The sequence below is a fragment of the Marinicauda algicola genome, from assembly GCF_017161425.1.
In the GTDB taxonomy this organism is placed as follows: domain Bacteria; phylum Pseudomonadota; class Alphaproteobacteria; order Caulobacterales; family Maricaulaceae; genus Marinicauda; species Marinicauda algicola.
This window is the reverse complement of sequence record NZ_CP071057.1, coordinates 24,638-39,226: the sequence shown is the minus strand read 5'-3', so window position 1 is coordinate 39,226 and position 14,589 is coordinate 24,638. Positions and strand designations below refer to the sequence as shown.

Below are 14,589 nucleotides of genomic sequence, written 5' to 3'. Positions count from 1 at the left end.
CCTTCACCCTTCACTTGCGGGACGGCGTGATAATACTCCGGATAGCAACACACCGCGAGGTCATATTTCTTGGGAGCAGATACCAGTCTTGGCGCAGACCATCACATAGATGTTGAATTCTGCCCGGTAATATTGTGACCTGAGTCCTTCTTCCCAGGCAAGATAGAGCGCTTGACGCATCAGGCTCGAGACGGCATTTGCAGTTTTACTTCGCTTGCGTAACTCGTCGGAGCTAAGGAACACTATAGGCCGCTTGGCTTCGTTAACCTCGGTTCTAGGAGGGGTTTCGCCGATATCCTGGATGAGCCTTCTGGCCGTTCTGCCCGCGACGTCATTCGCAGACAAAGTACCGATCCGGCGCAGGACATGGTGGTTGACGAGGCTGATCGAGACCTCGACATCGCTGCCCGCATTGGTGAGCCACTTCCACTCGATCATATCCTCGAGCGCATGCGCGACGGTTAACTCCTCACCGACGGGACAGTAGATCAATTCCCGCCGAGGGCCAGGCGCGCGGCGCTCGACTGCTATGGAGGACTGCGTGGGCTCCCCAAACCAGCATTTGGCAGCGTCGATAGCCTGTTCGTGGGACAGCACCTCGATCCCGTCGCAGTCGCTGTGTCATTCGCGGTGCCGATACGCTTCTGCCTGAATCCGCCCGCCTTGGTACGGAACCACGCCACCCAGTAGCCTTCGCCAGCGCGCTTCTTGTCGTAACCGAGCTGTTTACCGAAGGAGATGAGGTTCCAGTAGGCGTTGGGTTTCGCCGGGAGGGCTCTGCGGATGCTTCTGCTTGAGAGATCGTGACGCTCGAAACGAGAGTAGGCGGATGGAATATCCGCCATTCCCGCCTCCAAATGTCTATTCGACGAAGACCTCGCAGGGTTCATCCGGCGCAAGATGGCACCCGCTCTCGACATAGGGCTTCAATCGTTCGCGAATGAAATGATCCCAGACCCGCGTCACCGCCTCGGCGAGCGGCGGGTCTATCTCTCCGGCCATCGAGAGGTCGACCGTGAACAGTGTGCCGGCCTCGCTCGGCTGCAGGGTCCAGGTGGTCACGAGGTCGACGGCCCGCCCGCTCAGGCCAAGCGGCCCATCCAGGCGAAGCTGCGAGGGGGCATTGACATAGATGACGGTGGCATGGAGCGCGCCGTCAGCGCCGTCCTGCGAGAAGCGCTCATAGAACCGTCCGCCGAAGAGGGGCTCGATCACCATCTCGGCCGGGTCCTCGGCAAAGCTGTGGTCCCACCATCCGGTTACGTCGCCGGTCGCCGCGTCAAAGACGGTCTCGACGGGCGCGGCGATCTCCACGTCGATCTGCGAGCGAAAGCCCTGAACCTCAAAGGGCGCCGGGTTCCCCACATCTGAGCCTGCCAGCGCCATTGTGACCAGTATAAGTGCAACTGAACCGACCATCCGACCCTCCCGAGCTGCGTGGCGAAGCCTATCACGAACCCGGCGCGCTGCCAGATAATCCATGCCTGAACCCGATCAAAAAAGTCCTTCTGAGAAAGGGAAATGGTTCCGTCGGGTCGGGGCTTGAGCTTGACCCCGTTTCTGGGCCACCGGGATGTAGAAAATCCCCCGTGTCATGGCGCCAGCGTAGGCTGCGTGAGTGCTTTCGCAGTATTGCCGAGACCCGTTAGCGCATGCCTCGACCACACACCATTCACCCCTGCGGACGGGACTGCGCCTATCCGCGCGGGTGGTCCCGGTCGGTGTCCGGATCGGTCTCGAAGCGGGCCCTGTAGAGGTCGTGAGCGGCCTCGTCATAGCCCCGGCGCCGGCCGATCACGAGGATCGCGGAGAGCCCCCCGCCCACGAGGAAGCTCAGAGCGGTGCCCAGGACGAGGGCGGCCCAGCCGTGCACGCCCATCTCGACGGCAGGCAGCAGCTTCCCGGCGAACACGAGAAACACGACGCTGATCGCCACGCCCGCAAGCGTGACGAGCGCCATTCCCAGAGACTTGCCGGTCATGTCGGGTGTTTCCTTCGCGAGATGGCCTGATCCGGCGGCGAGAGAACGCCAGATTTTTAGATGCATTTTTATTGCATGTTTCATGGGCGTGCACAACCGCGTCCGGGCGCACGCGGCCTGACGGCTCAGGCGCCTCCCCGTCGCGGGGCCGCGAGGATCGGCCCGTAGCGGACGACGAAGAGGGCGAACGCCCCGCTCCAGAGCGCGGCAGAGACACCGAGCGCGGCGAACTGCGCCTGGCCCAGACCTATGGGCGCGGCAACGCGGATCAGGGCACCGAGGACGACGAGGGCGTAGATCGCGCCGGTCCACAGGTCGGCTTTGCGCTCGCGCCCGGTATGGCCGAGGCTGGCGCGGGTCATGACCGCGAGCGTCATCGTGCCCATCGCACCCGCCGTCAGCGCGTGAAGCGCCGCGCTCGCGGGGACCAGGCCGGGGGCGATCATGGCCACGCCCATCAGGACGAGCGCCAGCGGCAGCCAGGCGTAGCCGACGTGCAGGATGCAGACGAGCGCCTCGGCGCCGGTCCTCCAGCCCTTCCAGCGAAGGACCCGGACCGCATGCATGGCGCCTGCGATGAGCAGCAGCGCGCCGGTGAACCAGTCGAAGGGCAGCGAGATCCAGACGATCAGGGCAAGGCCCAGAGCCAGGAGGCTCGCGCGGTCATACAGGCCCATCGGCGCGGGCAGGTGGTCCTTGCCCTGCTGGACCATCCAGTTGCGGGTGAAGCTCGGCACGATGCGCCCGCCGATCAGGGCGATGAGCATGGCGATAACGGCGATCGCGACGCCTTGCGCCGGACGCCAGTCGAGTCCGAGCGCGAGTGCTGCGTGAAAGCCGACATTGGCGAGCGCGAACAGGCTGGCGAAGACGACGACCGGGATGTTCTTGGCATTGCCTCCCGTCACGACCTCCCGGCCCAGCAGGCCGACGAGAACGAGGAGAAAGGCGCTGTCGATCGCCGCCGCGGCCAGGCCGAGCTCGTCATAGAACACCATCGCCGCCCGCCCTGTCGCCCAGAGGACGAACAGGCCTGCGAGCGGCCAGCCCATGACGGGCAGCCGGCCGGTCCAGTTCGGCACCGCGGTCAGGAGGAAGCCGGCGACGACGGCGGCGATGAAGCCGAACAGCATTTCGTGGACATGCCAGGCGAGCGCCGGGGCGGCGCCGACCATGGCATCGCCCCCGGCATAGGCGTGCATCCACAGCAGCGGCGACACGGCAGCCCACAGCGCCCCGAACAGGAAGAAGGGGCGGAAGCCGTAGCTGAACAGGGCCGGGCCGGCATATTCGCGGCGGGCGGCGATCGGATCTTTGGGCATGGCCCGCCTCAGGGCGGACTTGTCAGGATTGAGCACGGCGCACCTCGAAATCTTCGAACCGCCCGGCGAGTTCGGCCATGAGGGCCGCATCGTCGAGCGCACCAGGGCCGGGCCAGGGCTTGCGGTCCGGCGTTCGAGTCTCTTGGAGCACGAAGCGGGATACCCCGTTTTGCTCCAGGGCAAACGCGATCGCGCGAATGTCAGCCGCGCCGAGACGCTCGGGCCATACGGTGGTGCGCACCTCGAAGGCGATGCCGGAACGCGAAAGCAGCTCGAGACAGGCGCGCGCCTTGCCGCCCGCCTTCGCCACGCCGGTGACGCCTTCATAGCCCTCGAAGGGCGCCTTCACGTCGAAGCCGACCCAGTCGAGATGGGGCAGGACCTTCTCCAGAAGCTTCGGCGAAGTGCCTGCAGTGTGGAGCGCCACCGCGAAGCCGCGCGCCTTCACGGCCTCGATTGCCGGCAGGAGCGCGGCCTGGGCAAGCGGCTCGCCGCCGGAGAAGACGACCGCGTCGAGGAAGCCCTTGCGGCTGTCCAGCACCGAGAGGACGTCGCCAAACGTCACGAGCCCCTCGGCCTGCGGCGGAATGAGCTCCGGATTGTGGCAATAGCCGCAGCGCAGCGGGCAGCCCTGGCAGAAGACCACGGCCGCCAGCCGGCCGGGGAAGTCGAGGGTGGAGAAGGGCTCGAGCCCGCCCACCCTCAGATCTTCCGCGAGGAGCTCATGCGGTGAGACGGGCACGGCTTTCCTCGAAATGGGTGCGTTCCTCGTGCTCGCTCTTCTTGCCCGGATTGAACGCCGAGACGGGCCGGTGATAGCCCATCACGCGTGTCCAGACCTCGCAGGCCTGCTCCTTTCCGTCCGCCTCGCATTTCGGGCATTGGTGATGCTCGCCGGCGAGATAGCCGTGCGTGGGGCAGATCGAGAAGGTCGGCGTGATCGTGATGTAGGGCAGGCGAAAGCCCGACAGGGCGCGCTGGACGAGCGTGCGGCAGGCCTGCGCCGAACTCAGCTTCTCGCTCATGTAGAGATGCAGCACGGTGCCGCCGGTATAGCGGGTCTGCATCGGATCCTGCCGGGTCAGCGCCTCGAACGGATCGTCGGTATGGCCGACGGGAAGCTGGGAGGAGTTGGTGTAGTAGGGCGCCCCCTCGAAGCCGGCCTGCAGGATGCCGGGGAAGCGCTTCAGATCCTCCTTGGCGAAGCGGTAGGTCGTGCCTTCCGCGGGCGTGGCTTCCAGATTGTACATGTGCCCGGTCCCGTCCTGGAATTCGAGCATGCGCCCGCGCACATGGTCGAGCAGGGCCAGGGTGAGCCGCTCGCCTTCGGGCGTCGTGATGTCGTCTTCGTCATGGGTGAAGTTGCGCACCATCTCGTTGAGCCCGTTGACCCCGAGCGTGGAGAAATGATTGCGCAGCGTTCCGAGATAGCGCTTCGTGTAGGGGAAGAGCCCCTGGTCCATGAGCTGCTGGATATAGGCGCGCTTGATCTCCAGGCTGTCGCGGCCGAGTTCCAGGAGCCGGTCGAGCTCGGCGATCAGCCCGTCCCAGTCGCCGGCGAAGCGATAGCCCAGCCGGGCGCAATTGACCGTGACCACCCCGATCGAGCCGGTCTGCTCGGCCGAGCCGAACAGGCCGTTGCCCCGCTTGAGAAGCTCGCGCAGATCCAGCTGCAGACGGCAGCACATCGAGCGCACCTGGCCCGGCGTCATGTCGGAATTGATGAAGTTCTGGAAGTAGGGCAGGCCGTACTTGGCCGTCATCTCGAACAGCGCCTTCGCGTTCTCGCTCTCCCAGGGGAAGTCGGTGGTGATGTTGTAGGTCGGGATCGGGAAGGTGAAGACGCGCCCCTTGGAATCCCCGCTCGTCATCACGTCGATGAAGGCACGATTGATGAGATCCATCTCCGCCTGCAGCTCGCCATAGGTGAAATCGGCCTCCACCCCGCCGATCAGGGGAACCTGGTCCTTCAGGTCGTCCGGGCAGACCCAGTCGAAGGTCAGGTTGGTGAAGGGGGTCTGCGTGCCCCAGCGCGAGGGCACGTTGAGGGAGTGGACGAATTCCTGAATGCCCTGGCGAACCTCCTCGTAGCCGAGCGCATCGGCGCGCACGAAGGGCGCCATGTAGGTGTCGAAGCTGGAGAAGGCCTGGGCGCCGGCCCACTCGTTCTGCAGCGCGCCGAGGAAGTTCACGGCCTGGCCGAGGGCGACGGTGAAGTGCTTCGGGGGACCGGCCTCGGCCTTTTCCGGCACGCCGTTGAGCCCCTCGTTGAGCAGCGTCCGCAGCGACCAGCCCGCGCAATAGCCCGAGAGCATGTCGAGATCGTGGATGTGGATGTCGGCCTCGCGGTGCGCGCGTCCGATCGCGGCCGGGTAGACCTCGTCGAGCCAGTAGTTGGCGATCACCTTGCCCGCGACGTTGAGGATCAGGCCGCCCAGCGAATAGCCCTGGTTGGCGTTCGCCTTGATGCGCCAGTCGGCGCGGCCGACATATTCCTCGACCGCATGGGCGACGTCGACGGATGTCTTCCTCACGGATGTTGCAGGGCGGGTCCGGACTTCGGAAACCGGTGGCAGATCGAGCATCAGAGCTTCTCCTCGAATCAACAGATTGTGGCGACGAGAAAAAGATGCACTAAATATGCCTCTTTGAGAAGCGGAAATCCCCGCTCCTGTGGCAATCCGCCACCGGGCGGGCTAAGCGATGGTCCCGAAACGCCCGGCCGGAGAGAGAGATGCGCCTGACCGCTCACACCGATTACGCCCTGCGCGTCCTGATCTACGCCGCCGTCGCGCCGGACGGGCTGTGCCGGATCGAGGAAATCTCCTCGGCCTACGCCATCTCGAAGAACCACCTGATGAAGGTGGTGCGCGGGCTCGGCGAGAAGGGCTTCCTGAAGACGGTGCGCGGGCGTGGCGGCGGGCTGAAGCTCGCAAGGCCGGCCAGCGAGATCGTCGTCGGCGATGTCGTGCGCAAGATGGAAGACAGCTTCGCCCAGGCCGAATGCTTCAAGCCGGAGAACGCCTGCGTGATCACGCCGGCCTGCGGCCTGAAAGGCGTGCTGAACCGGGCGGTGCAGGCCTATCTCGCCGAACTCGACACCGTCACGCTGGCCGACATATCGCGGCGCAGCGACGCGCTGGCCGAACTCCTGGCCTTTGCCGATTAGGCATCGGGGCGCGACCAGATGAAGCCGGCGGCGGCGAGCATGGCCCCTGCGGCGACAAGCTTACCCGCCAGCGGCGCGCCGGATGCGAGCATCCAGACGAACGAGATCCCCATCGCCCCGGTCGCGGCCATCTTGGCACCCCAGGCGATCGCGCCGCGGGCGCGCCAGGCCCGGATCGGCGGGCCGAAACGCGGGTGCTCGAGGAGCCAGGCCTCGAGATCGGGTGACGCTCTGGCCATGCAGAAGGCCGCGAGGATCAGCACCGGCGTACCCGGCAGCAAGGGCAGCGCGATCCCGGCAATGGCCACGGGCAGGAGCAGGATCCCGATGCAGGCGAAAAAGGTCTGGGACGTGTTCATGTCGATCTCCCTGCCCTGTCGCTTGAGGCCGGTCCGGCCCCGGAGCGAACTCCGGAGCCGTCCCGGGTGAACCCGGCGGGCGGGCGGACGGGGGCAAGACCCGCCCGCCGGGCGTCGGACTACTCGGCCGGGGCTGCGACCGGTATCGGCTTGGTCTTCTTCTGGCCGCGGAACCCGGTCCAGGCGAGCTTCGCGACGAAGACGGCGAGCACGCCGGCCCCGACCGAGAAGACGATATCGCCCGGCACCCGCATCCACACGAAGAAGTGGACCAGCTGCGACTGCACCACCTCGGGCGAACGGGCGAACCAGAAGCCTTCGGTGATCGAGGCGTGGGCCTGGATGATCCCGACCGGGAGCAGGCTCATGAACACCATCATCGCCAGGCCGCCATTGAGGAGCCAGAAGCTCCAGGCGAGCATCCGGTCCGACCAGCCTTCCCTGGCGAACAGGCCGCGCATGCAGAACAGCATCAGCCCGATCCCGAGGAAGCCGTACACCCCGAACAGCGCCGCGTGGCCGTGCGTCGGCGTGAGGTTCAGGCCCTGCACGTAGTAGAGCGAGATCGGCGGGTTGATCATGAAGCCGAGCAGGCCCGCCCCGACGAGGTTCCAGAACGCGACCGCGACGAAGAACAGGATCGGCCACTTGTAGGCCTTCACCCACTTGGCCACCTTCGTCATGCGGTAGTTCTCCAGCGCCTCGTGACCGATCAGGGCGAGCGGCACCACTTCCAGGGCCGAGAACACGGCACCGATCGCGAGGGTCGGGGTCGTGGTGCCGGCAAAGTAGAGGTGGTGCAGCGTGCCGAGCACCCCGCCGGTCAGGAAGATGATCGTGGCGAACAGCACTGCATGGTTGGCGGTGCGGCTGCGCAGAAGGCCCAGCTTGACCGTCAGGAGCGCGATGGCCGCGGTCGCGAAGACCTCGAAGAAGCCTTCCACCCACAGGTGGACGACCCACCAGCGCCAGTACTCGATCATCGACAGGTGGGTGTGCTTGCCCCAGGTCAGACCCGCGCCGTAGAACAGGCCGATGGCGATCGTCGACAGGAAGAGGATGATCGTCAGCGGCTGGCCCTCGCCCGGCTTTCTCAGGGCCGGCCAGAGCGCACGTCCCATCAGGACGAGCCAGATCATGAGTCCGGCAAACAGCAGGATCTGCCAGAAGCGGCCGAGATCGACATACTCCCAGCCCTGGTGACCGAACCAGAAATTCATGTCGAGGTCGAAATACTGCTGAACACCGAGCCACTCGCCGGCCATCGAGCCGAGGACCACGACCAGCAGGGCGCCGAACAGCACGTCCACGCCGATCTTCTGGAATTTCGGCTCCCGCCCGCCGAGCGCAGGGGCGAGATAGAGACCGGTGGCGAGCCAGGCGGTCGCGATCCAGAAGATGGCGAGCTGGGTGTGCCAGGTCCGCGTGACGGCGTAGGGCAGGATCTCGGACAGCGGGATGCCGTAGAAATCATGGCCCTCCACCGCGTAGTGCGCCGTGATCGCCCCGAGCCCGATCTGGGCAAGGAACAGGGCGACGACGACCCAGAAATATTTCCGCGTCGCCTTCATCGACGGCGTCGGCTTGAGCGCCGCGAGCGGGTCCTCGGCCGGCGGCGTCGGGGCCGGTTCCTCCTTGCGCCCGGCATGCCACCAGGTCAGGGCGGCGATACCGGCGATCAGCAGGATCACCGAGGCGATGGACCACATCACGTTCGGCGCGGACGGCTCATTGCCGACCAGGGGTTCGTGCGGCCAGTTGTTGGTGTAGCTGACCGTATCGTTCGGACGCTCGGTCACCGTCGCCCAGCTCGCCCAGAAGAAGAAGGCGGTCAGCGCCTCGCGCCGTTCCGGATCGGGAATGGCGTTGTTGGCGATGGCGTAGTCCTCGCGCAGGCCTTCGAGCGCATGGCCGTTGCCGAACAGGTCGGCATAGTGCGGCTTGACCTCGGCGATCGCCTCGGCCCGCTGCGGGCTTATGACGATGTGGCCGGTCTGCGGATCGTAGGTGTTCTCCCGGATCTCGTGCTGGAAGCGCTGCTGCAGGCGCGCCTGTGCGCCTTCATCGAGTTCGGACCAGCTTCGCCCGTACTCCTCCTGCGCCATGACATTCAGCGTGGCGAGCGCCTCGCGGTGCAGCCAGTCGGCCGACCAGTCCGGCGCGACATAGCCGCCATGGCCCCAGATCGAGCCGACCTGCTGGCCGCCCATGGACTGGTAGACCTGACGGCCCGTCTGGATGTCGTCTCTGGTGAAAACGACGTCGCCCTGCGTCGTGACGACGGCCTCGGGCATCGGCGGTGCCTGGCGGTAGAGATCGCGGCCCAGCCATCCAAGGACGCTGAACGAGGCAATCAATATCACGGCCAGGAGCACGCCCATCTTTCGTATGGAGCGGTCCTGCATGGTTTTCTTCTCCCTCCGCTGCAGAGTTGCGGCCGACCCCGTCCCGGGGAGCGGTTCCGGCGAGCGTGATAGCCAGCGGCAGGCAGGGGCGACTTGCGCGAGATCAAATCGGCTGAATTCGCCGGGTTTGGCCCGCAGGGTATTTCGGGCTAGGGGAGGTATCCCCGCCGCGCCGCCAGCCCCGAGAGGCCTTGATGGACATTCCTGCAAGAGTGAGCGTGCTCGAGCGCTCCACCCTGTTCGGCGGGCTTCCCCGCGAAGCGCTGGAGGCCGGCGCCGAGGCCGCCAGCGAGAAGAAGCTCGACAAGGGCGAGGCGCTCTTCCGCCAGGGCGACGACGCGACGACGCATTATATAGTGGCCTCGGGCCGCCTGCGGCTCGACCAGACCACGCCGGACGGCAAGAATGTCGTGCTGCGCTTCATGGGGCCGGGAGACCTCGTCGGCTCGGTCGCCGTGATGCGGGGGATTCCCTATCCCGCCACCCCCACGGCGGTGGAAGAGACGCGCGCGCTTCTCTGGTCGCACGCGCGCATGATGGAGCTGATCCAGGCCCATCCCGCCCTCGCGATGAAGGCGATGAACATGATGGGCGGCCGCATCGAGGAGTTGCAGGAGCGCCTGCAGCAGGTCGCCACCCAGCAGGTCGAGCGCCGCATAGCGGCCACCGTGCTGAAGATCGCCGGCCAGTCGGGCCGCAAGACGCAGGCGGGCGTGGAGATCCCCTTCCCGCTCTCGCGCCAGGATCTCGCCGAGATGACCGGCACGACGCTGCACACGGTCAGCCGCACGCTGTCGGCCTGGATCGAGGAAGGGATCATCGAGGGCCGGCGCTCCAGCCATCTCGTCATCAAGCGCCCGCACCGGCTGGTGGAGATCAGCGAGCAGGCCTGAATTGCCGTCGATTTGCGGTGCGACAAATTTGGCCGGCCTCGCCTGGGCCAGACTGCCTCCCGGAATGAAGGAGGCGCCCCATGCCGGACAATCTCGAAACCCTCATCGTCGCCGATGTCATGAATTCCTGGCCGGAGACCGTGCCGGTCTTCATCGCCCATCGCATGGCATGCCCGGGCTGCGTCATGGCCCCGTTCATGACCGTGACCGAAGCCGCGCTCGAATACGGGCTGGAGCCGGCCGACCTCGCCGCCGATCTCAAGGGCGCGATCGCTTCTAACCACCCTGATCGGGTCGCAGGCTGAAACCCGCCGGACCCTCCGGCGCGCAGGCCCCGCATCCTGACCGGATGCGGGGCCTTTTCACGCCTGCCACATGCTCGATCTGGCCGAAACCGGAAGAATTGCGACTGACTCCCTTCTGGAACGTGCAAGCGGAGCAAGGCTTTCCCGCACCTAGCGCCGTGGAAGCTGTCAGATGGTCGGCCCGGCGCAGCTACCCACACTGCACAAACTTCACGGGATTTGACGCAGCGCAATAAAGCCCCGCCGCGCCCGCCCTAAACAGACATCATCAAACGTTGCTCAGAAGGAGGGCACAGACATGAAAACCCGCAGCATCAAGACCGCGCTCTTTGCCGGAACCGCGACCGCCATGGTGGCCGCTGCGGCAATGTTCGCCCCGGCCGCGATGGCCCAGCACGGCGCTCATGAAGGCGTCGACGCCGAGGTCGTCAACATCGTGGCCGATCCGAACTACGTGCCGCCGCCGGTCGACTGGACCGAACCGCGCCGTCACCTCGTCGAGCTGGAAACGACCGAGGTCGTCGGTCAGCTCGCCGACGGGACGACCTACACCTACTGGACCTTCGACAACCAGGTCCCCGGTCCGGTGCTGCGCGTGCGCGTCGGCGACACCGTGGAAGTCCGCCTCACCAATGCTGAAGACAGCACGATGATGCACAATATCGACTTCCACGCGGCGACGGGCCCCGGCGGGGGCGCGAAGGCCTCGCTGGCGGCGCCCGGTGAGACCAAGTCCTTCCTCTTCCAGGCGCTGAACCCGGGCGTGTACGTCTATCACTGCGCCACGCCCATGGTGGCCTCGCACATCGCCAACGGCATGTACGGGCTGATCATCGTGGAGCCCGAGGAAGGCCTGCCCCCCGTGGATCGCGAGTTCTACGTGATGCAGGGCGAGATCTACACCGAGGAAGCCTTCGGCACGCCCGGCCACAACACCGAGAGCATCGAGAAGCTGCTCGACGAGGATCCGGAATACTACGTCTTCAACGGCGCGGCGGGCGCTCTGATGAACACCCCGCTGGAAGCCGAGGTCGGCGAGACGGTCCGCATCTTCTTCGGCGTGGGCGGCCCGAACGCGACGTCGAGCTTCCACGTGATCGGCGAGATCTTCGACCGCGTCTACACGATGGGCTCGCTGACCAGCGAACCGGTCGAGGACGTCCAGACGGTCACGGTCGCCCCGGGCGGTGCCGTCGCGGTGGACTTCGAGCTCGAAGTGCCCGGCGACTTCATCCTGGTCGACCACGCCCTGTCGCGGGCCGAGCGCGGCCTTGCCGGCATCCTCAGGGTCACCGGTGAAGAGAACCACGAGATCTTCCACGCCCTCGACGGCGAAAGCGATCTCGCCGGCCACTAGGCGCAACACCCGACTCGAAGGAGGGCGGCCCGTCCGCCCTCCGCTCCTCCCCCCAAGCCTCAATGAAAGGCCAAGACGATGAAACTCCAGATGATCCTCGCGGCTTCGCTGTTCGCCACCACCATGATGACCGGCGCCGCGCTCGCAGAGGACCACCAGGTCCATATGCTCACCCGCGGCGAAGACGGCCAGATGATGGTCTTCGAACCCGCCTATCTCGAGATCGCGCCCGGTGACACCGTCACCTTCCTGCCGACCGAGCCGAGCCACAATGCGGAGAGCATCCTCACCATGCTGCCCGAGGGGGCCGAGCCCTTCAAAGGCCGCATCAACCAGGAGATCACCGTGACCTTCGACGAGGAAGGCGTCTACGGCATCAAGTGCCTGCCCCACTACGGGCTCGGCATGGTGGGCCTGATCAAGGTCGGGGACGGCGAGGCCCCCAACCTGGGCGAAGCCGCCGCCGTGCGTCACCCGGGCCGCGCCAACCAACGCTTCCACGACCTCTTCGAGCTCGTCGAGGCCGGGACCGAATAGACCCGCGAGGCCCTCCCTCTCCGGCCTCCTGCCTGCGGCGGCGTGTCCCTCTCCCCGACGCGCCGCCGCTTTTCTATCCAGACGTCAGACAAACCACATCTCAAGGCGGGGGCAACGCCATGACACTGAAGACCAGACTTCTCGCGGGCGCCGCAGGCGCTCTGGCGCTGACCGCACCGGCCATGGCCGAGCACGGCCAGCCGGCACCCCAGCCCGCCACGCACGACGTGATCGTCGTCACCGGCTACCGGCTGAACATCGACATCCATACCGAGACCGAGATCTCGCCCGAGCAGGCTCCGGTGCTGGGCCCCGACGCAGCCGGCCTCGTCGCCCGTCTTCCGGGCGCGGCGCTGATCGACAATGGCGCGGTCTCCGGCCAGGTCCAGTATCGCGGGCTGTTCGGGCCACGCGCACCTGTGACCATCAACGGGGCCTCGGTCCTCTCGGGCGGCCCCAACCTGATGGACCCGCCGCTTCATTACGCGCCCATGCCTCTGGTCGAGCGCATCGAGGTCGACCGCGGCGTCGCCCCGGTCAGCCGCGGCCCCGGTCTCGGCGGGGGCATGAACGCCATCCTCAAATCGGTGGACTTCGCGTCCGGCGACGAGATCGCATGGAGCGCCGACACCATGGCGTCCGTGCGCAGCGTGGACGGCTCCTACGCCGTCGGTGGCGTCGCTGGCGGAGCGGACGACCGGCACCGGATGGAGGCCCTGTTCTCGCGCGAGGAAGGCGGCGACATCGCCTTTGCCGGCGGCGATATTCCAAACAGCCATCATGAGCGCACCGTCCATGGCGTCGGCGGCGGGATCCGCGGCGGCGATCATGAGGTCGCGCTTTCGTATCGCCGCGTGGATACCGGGCCGACGGGCACCGCGCCGCTGGCGATGGATATCCGCTTCGTGGAGACCGACATCGCCCGGGCGACCTATGAGGGCACGTTCGGCGAGATCCTCGTCGATGCCTCGATCGGCTGGAGCGATGTCGATCACGGCATGGACAATTTCACACAGCGGCCCAACGCGAACCCTATGATGTACCGGTTCACGCGGGCCACCGCCGCTGCCGTCACCGCCGCGATCGACATCAGCGTCCCGCTGTTCCTCGGCGACCTCGAGTTCGGTCTCGATCGCGAAGAGGCCGATCGCGCCGCACGCATCACGAACCCGGACAATCCCTTGTTCTTCGTCGACACCCTGCCGGACATCGAGATCGATCGCACCGGCGTGTTCGCGGAATGGACCGGCGAAGTCGCAGGGCTGGAAGCCGAGCTCGGCGTGCGCGCGGACCGGTTCGAGGAAACGGCCGGCGAGGCCGGCCTTGGCCCGGCCCTGCCCACCGGGCCCCGCATGCTGGCCATGGCCTACAACATGGCCGACCGCGATCGCGACGAGACGACGCTGGACGCGGTGGCCCGCATCTGGCGCGAGGCAGACGGTGCGATGACCTGGCGCCTGACGCTCGCGCGCAAGACCCGCGTGCCCAATCATGTCGAGCGCTTCGCCTGGCTGCCGACCGCGATGAGTGCGGGCCTGGCGGACGGCAACACCTATGTCGGCGATCTCGACCTGGACCCGGAGGCGGCCTGGTCGGTCGAAGCCGGCTTCGACTGGCGCAGCGATGGCGTCTACCTGCGCCCGACCGCCTATTACCGGCGCGTCGACGACTTCATCCAGGGCGTGCCCTTCGACGCCACCCCCGGCGTGATCGACTCACCCACCGAGATGGTCTCGGCGATGAACGGCGATCCGACACCGCTGCGCTTTGCCAATGTCGATGCGGAGTTCTACGGGCTCGACGCCGATTTCGGCTGGCGGTTCGCCACCGACTGGCGCATCGACGGCGTGGCCAGTGTCGTACGCGGCAAGCGGCGCGACATCGATGACGATCTCTACCGCATCGCTCCGCCACGTCTCCTGCTCGACGTGACCTGGGAACAGCCCGACTATGCGCTGACCTTCGAGAGCCAGCTCGTCGCCGAGCAGGACAAGGTCTCGCGGACCAATGACGAGCAGGAGACCCCCGGCTACGCCATCTTCGGGGCACGCCTCGACTGGTATGCCCGCGACACCGTGATCGTCACGCTCGGCGTGGAGAACCTGCTCGACCACACCTATGAGCGCCACCTCGCGGGCTATAACCGGGTCGCCGGTGCCGACGTCGCGCTGGGCGAACGCCTGCCGGGCGCCGGCCGCGGGCTCTACGCCCGGGTGAGCGCGGCCTTCTAGGCAGGGCGGCAGGACCCAAAGAGCAAGCCG

14 protein-coding genes are annotated in these 14,589 nt (G+C 66.6%); 6 read left to right on the top strand and 8 right to left on the bottom strand.

The window, feature by feature from the left end:
* Positions 1 to 60: 60 nt before the first annotated feature.
* The 6 genes from JW792_RS00245 to JW792_RS00220 form a co-directional block, all read right to left on the bottom strand.
* Positions 61 to 597 (bottom strand): hypothetical protein, encoded by a 537-nt coding sequence (locus tag JW792_RS00245; protein WP_135994643.1) that lies wholly within the window; start codon positions 595 to 597, stop codon positions 61 to 63.
* A 264-nt stretch (positions 598 to 861) separates the two neighbouring features.
* On the bottom strand, positions 862 to 1,419 hold the full coding sequence (locus JW792_RS00240) for an SRPBCC family protein (RefSeq protein WP_135994644.1): 558 nt from the start codon (positions 1,417 to 1,419) through the stop codon (positions 862 to 864).
* Positions 1,420 to 1,696: 277 nt separating this feature from the next.
* On the bottom strand, positions 1,697 to 1,981 hold the full coding sequence (locus tag JW792_RS00235; protein ID WP_192900953.1) for a hypothetical protein: 285 nt from the start codon (positions 1,979 to 1,981) through the stop codon (positions 1,697 to 1,699).
* A gap of 125 nt (positions 1,982 to 2,106) precedes the next feature.
* Entirely contained in the window at positions 2,107 to 3,303 is a 1,197-nt protein-coding gene (locus JW792_RS00230; protein ID WP_135994645.1) for an NnrS family protein, read from the bottom strand.
* A gap of 22 nt (positions 3,304 to 3,325) precedes the next feature.
* Complete coding sequence (locus tag JW792_RS00225) at positions 3,326 to 4,003, bottom strand: anaerobic ribonucleoside-triphosphate reductase activating protein (RefSeq protein ID WP_206340863.1); 678 nt, start codon at positions 4,001 to 4,003, stop codon at positions 3,326 to 3,328.
* Between the two features lie 22 nt (positions 4,004 to 4,025).
* On the bottom strand, positions 4,026 to 5,888 hold the full coding sequence (locus JW792_RS00220) for a ribonucleoside triphosphate reductase (RefSeq protein WP_135994647.1): 1,863 nt from the start codon (positions 5,886 to 5,888) through the stop codon (positions 4,026 to 4,028).
* Positions 5,889 to 6,037: 149 nt separating this feature from the next.
* Here JW792_RS00220 and JW792_RS00215 point away from each other — a divergent pair, with 149 nt between their 5' ends.
* Positions 6,038 to 6,472 (top strand): Rrf2 family transcriptional regulator, encoded by a 435-nt coding sequence (locus JW792_RS00215; protein WP_135994648.1) that lies wholly within the window; start codon positions 6,038 to 6,040, stop codon positions 6,470 to 6,472.
* Here JW792_RS00215 and JW792_RS00210 read toward each other — a convergent pair.
* Complete coding sequence (locus tag JW792_RS00210; protein WP_135994649.1) at positions 6,469 to 6,831, bottom strand: YbaN family protein; 363 nt, start codon at positions 6,829 to 6,831, stop codon at positions 6,469 to 6,471. The two genes, JW792_RS00215 and JW792_RS00210, sit on opposite strands and share 4 nt — an antisense overlap.
* Positions 6,832 to 6,950: 119 nt before the next feature.
* Positions 6,951 to 9,236, bottom strand: a complete 2,286-nt coding sequence (locus tag JW792_RS00205) for a nitric-oxide reductase large subunit (protein WP_135994650.1) — start codon at positions 9,234 to 9,236, stop codon at positions 6,951 to 6,953.
* A 194-nt stretch (positions 9,237 to 9,430) separates the two neighbouring features.
* On the opposite strand from JW792_RS00205, the gene JW792_RS00200 reads away from it, so the two are divergent.
* The 5 genes from JW792_RS00200 (at position 9,431) to JW792_RS00180 (ending at position 14,559) form a co-directional block, all read left to right on the top strand.
* Positions 9,431 to 10,129 (top strand): Crp/Fnr family transcriptional regulator, encoded by a 699-nt coding sequence (locus tag JW792_RS00200; RefSeq protein WP_135994651.1) that lies wholly within the window; start codon positions 9,431 to 9,433, stop codon positions 10,127 to 10,129.
* An 80-nt stretch (positions 10,130 to 10,209) separates the two neighbouring features.
* Positions 10,210 to 10,434, top strand: a complete 225-nt coding sequence (locus JW792_RS00195) for a DUF1858 domain-containing protein (protein ID WP_135994652.1) — start codon at positions 10,210 to 10,212, stop codon at positions 10,432 to 10,434.
* A gap of 298 nt (positions 10,435 to 10,732) precedes the next feature.
* Entirely contained in the window at positions 10,733 to 11,791 is a 1,059-nt protein-coding gene (nirK, locus tag JW792_RS00190; RefSeq protein WP_135994653.1) for a copper-containing nitrite reductase, read from the top strand.
* 78 nt (positions 11,792 to 11,869) lie between these two features.
* Complete coding sequence (locus JW792_RS00185; RefSeq protein ID WP_135994654.1) at positions 11,870 to 12,328, top strand: pseudoazurin; 459 nt, start codon at positions 11,870 to 11,872, stop codon at positions 12,326 to 12,328.
* Positions 12,329 to 12,447: 119 nt separating this feature from the next.
* Complete coding sequence (locus tag JW792_RS00180; RefSeq protein ID WP_135994655.1) at positions 12,448 to 14,559, top strand: TonB-dependent receptor; 2,112 nt, start codon at positions 12,448 to 12,450, stop codon at positions 14,557 to 14,559.
* Positions 14,560 to 14,589: the final 30 nt, after the last annotated feature.

Bases quoted from the DNA above. Each gene is read 5' to 3' on its own strand.
- JW792_RS00195 (WP_135994652.1), top strand. From the start codon at position 10,210: ATGCCGGACAATCTCGAAACCCTCATCGTCGCCGATGTCATGAATTCC.
- JW792_RS00220 (WP_135994647.1), bottom strand. From the start codon at position 5,888: ATGCTCGATCTGCCACCGGTTTCCGAAGTCCGGACCCGCCCTGCAACA.
- JW792_RS00230 (WP_135994645.1), bottom strand. From the start codon at position 3,303: ATGCCCAAAGATCCGATCGCCGCCCGCCGCGAATATGCCGGCCCGGCC.
- JW792_RS00185 (WP_135994654.1), top strand. From the start codon at position 11,870: ATGAAACTCCAGATGATCCTCGCGGCTTCGCTGTTCGCCACCACCATG.
- JW792_RS00235 (WP_192900953.1), bottom strand. From the start codon at position 1,981: ATGACCGGCAAGTCTCTGGGAATGGCGCTCGTCACGCTTGCGGGCGTG.
- JW792_RS00210 (WP_135994649.1), bottom strand. From the start codon at position 6,831: ATGAACACGTCCCAGACCTTTTTCGCCTGCATCGGGATCCTGCTCCTG.
- JW792_RS00200 (WP_135994651.1), top strand. From the start codon at position 9,431: ATGGACATTCCTGCAAGAGTGAGCGTGCTCGAGCGCTCCACCCTGTTC.
- JW792_RS00205 (WP_135994650.1), bottom strand. From the start codon at position 9,236: ATGCAGGACCGCTCCATACGAAAGATGGGCGTGCTCCTGGCCGTGATA.
- nirK (WP_135994653.1), top strand. From the start codon at position 10,733: ATGAAAACCCGCAGCATCAAGACCGCGCTCTTTGCCGGAACCGCGACC.
- JW792_RS00180 (WP_135994655.1), top strand. From the start codon at position 12,448: ATGACACTGAAGACCAGACTTCTCGCGGGCGCCGCAGGCGCTCTGGCG.
- JW792_RS00240 (WP_135994644.1), bottom strand. From the start codon at position 1,419: ATGGTCGGTTCAGTTGCACTTATACTGGTCACAATGGCGCTGGCAGGC.
- JW792_RS00215 (WP_135994648.1), top strand. From the start codon at position 6,038: ATGCGCCTGACCGCTCACACCGATTACGCCCTGCGCGTCCTGATCTAC.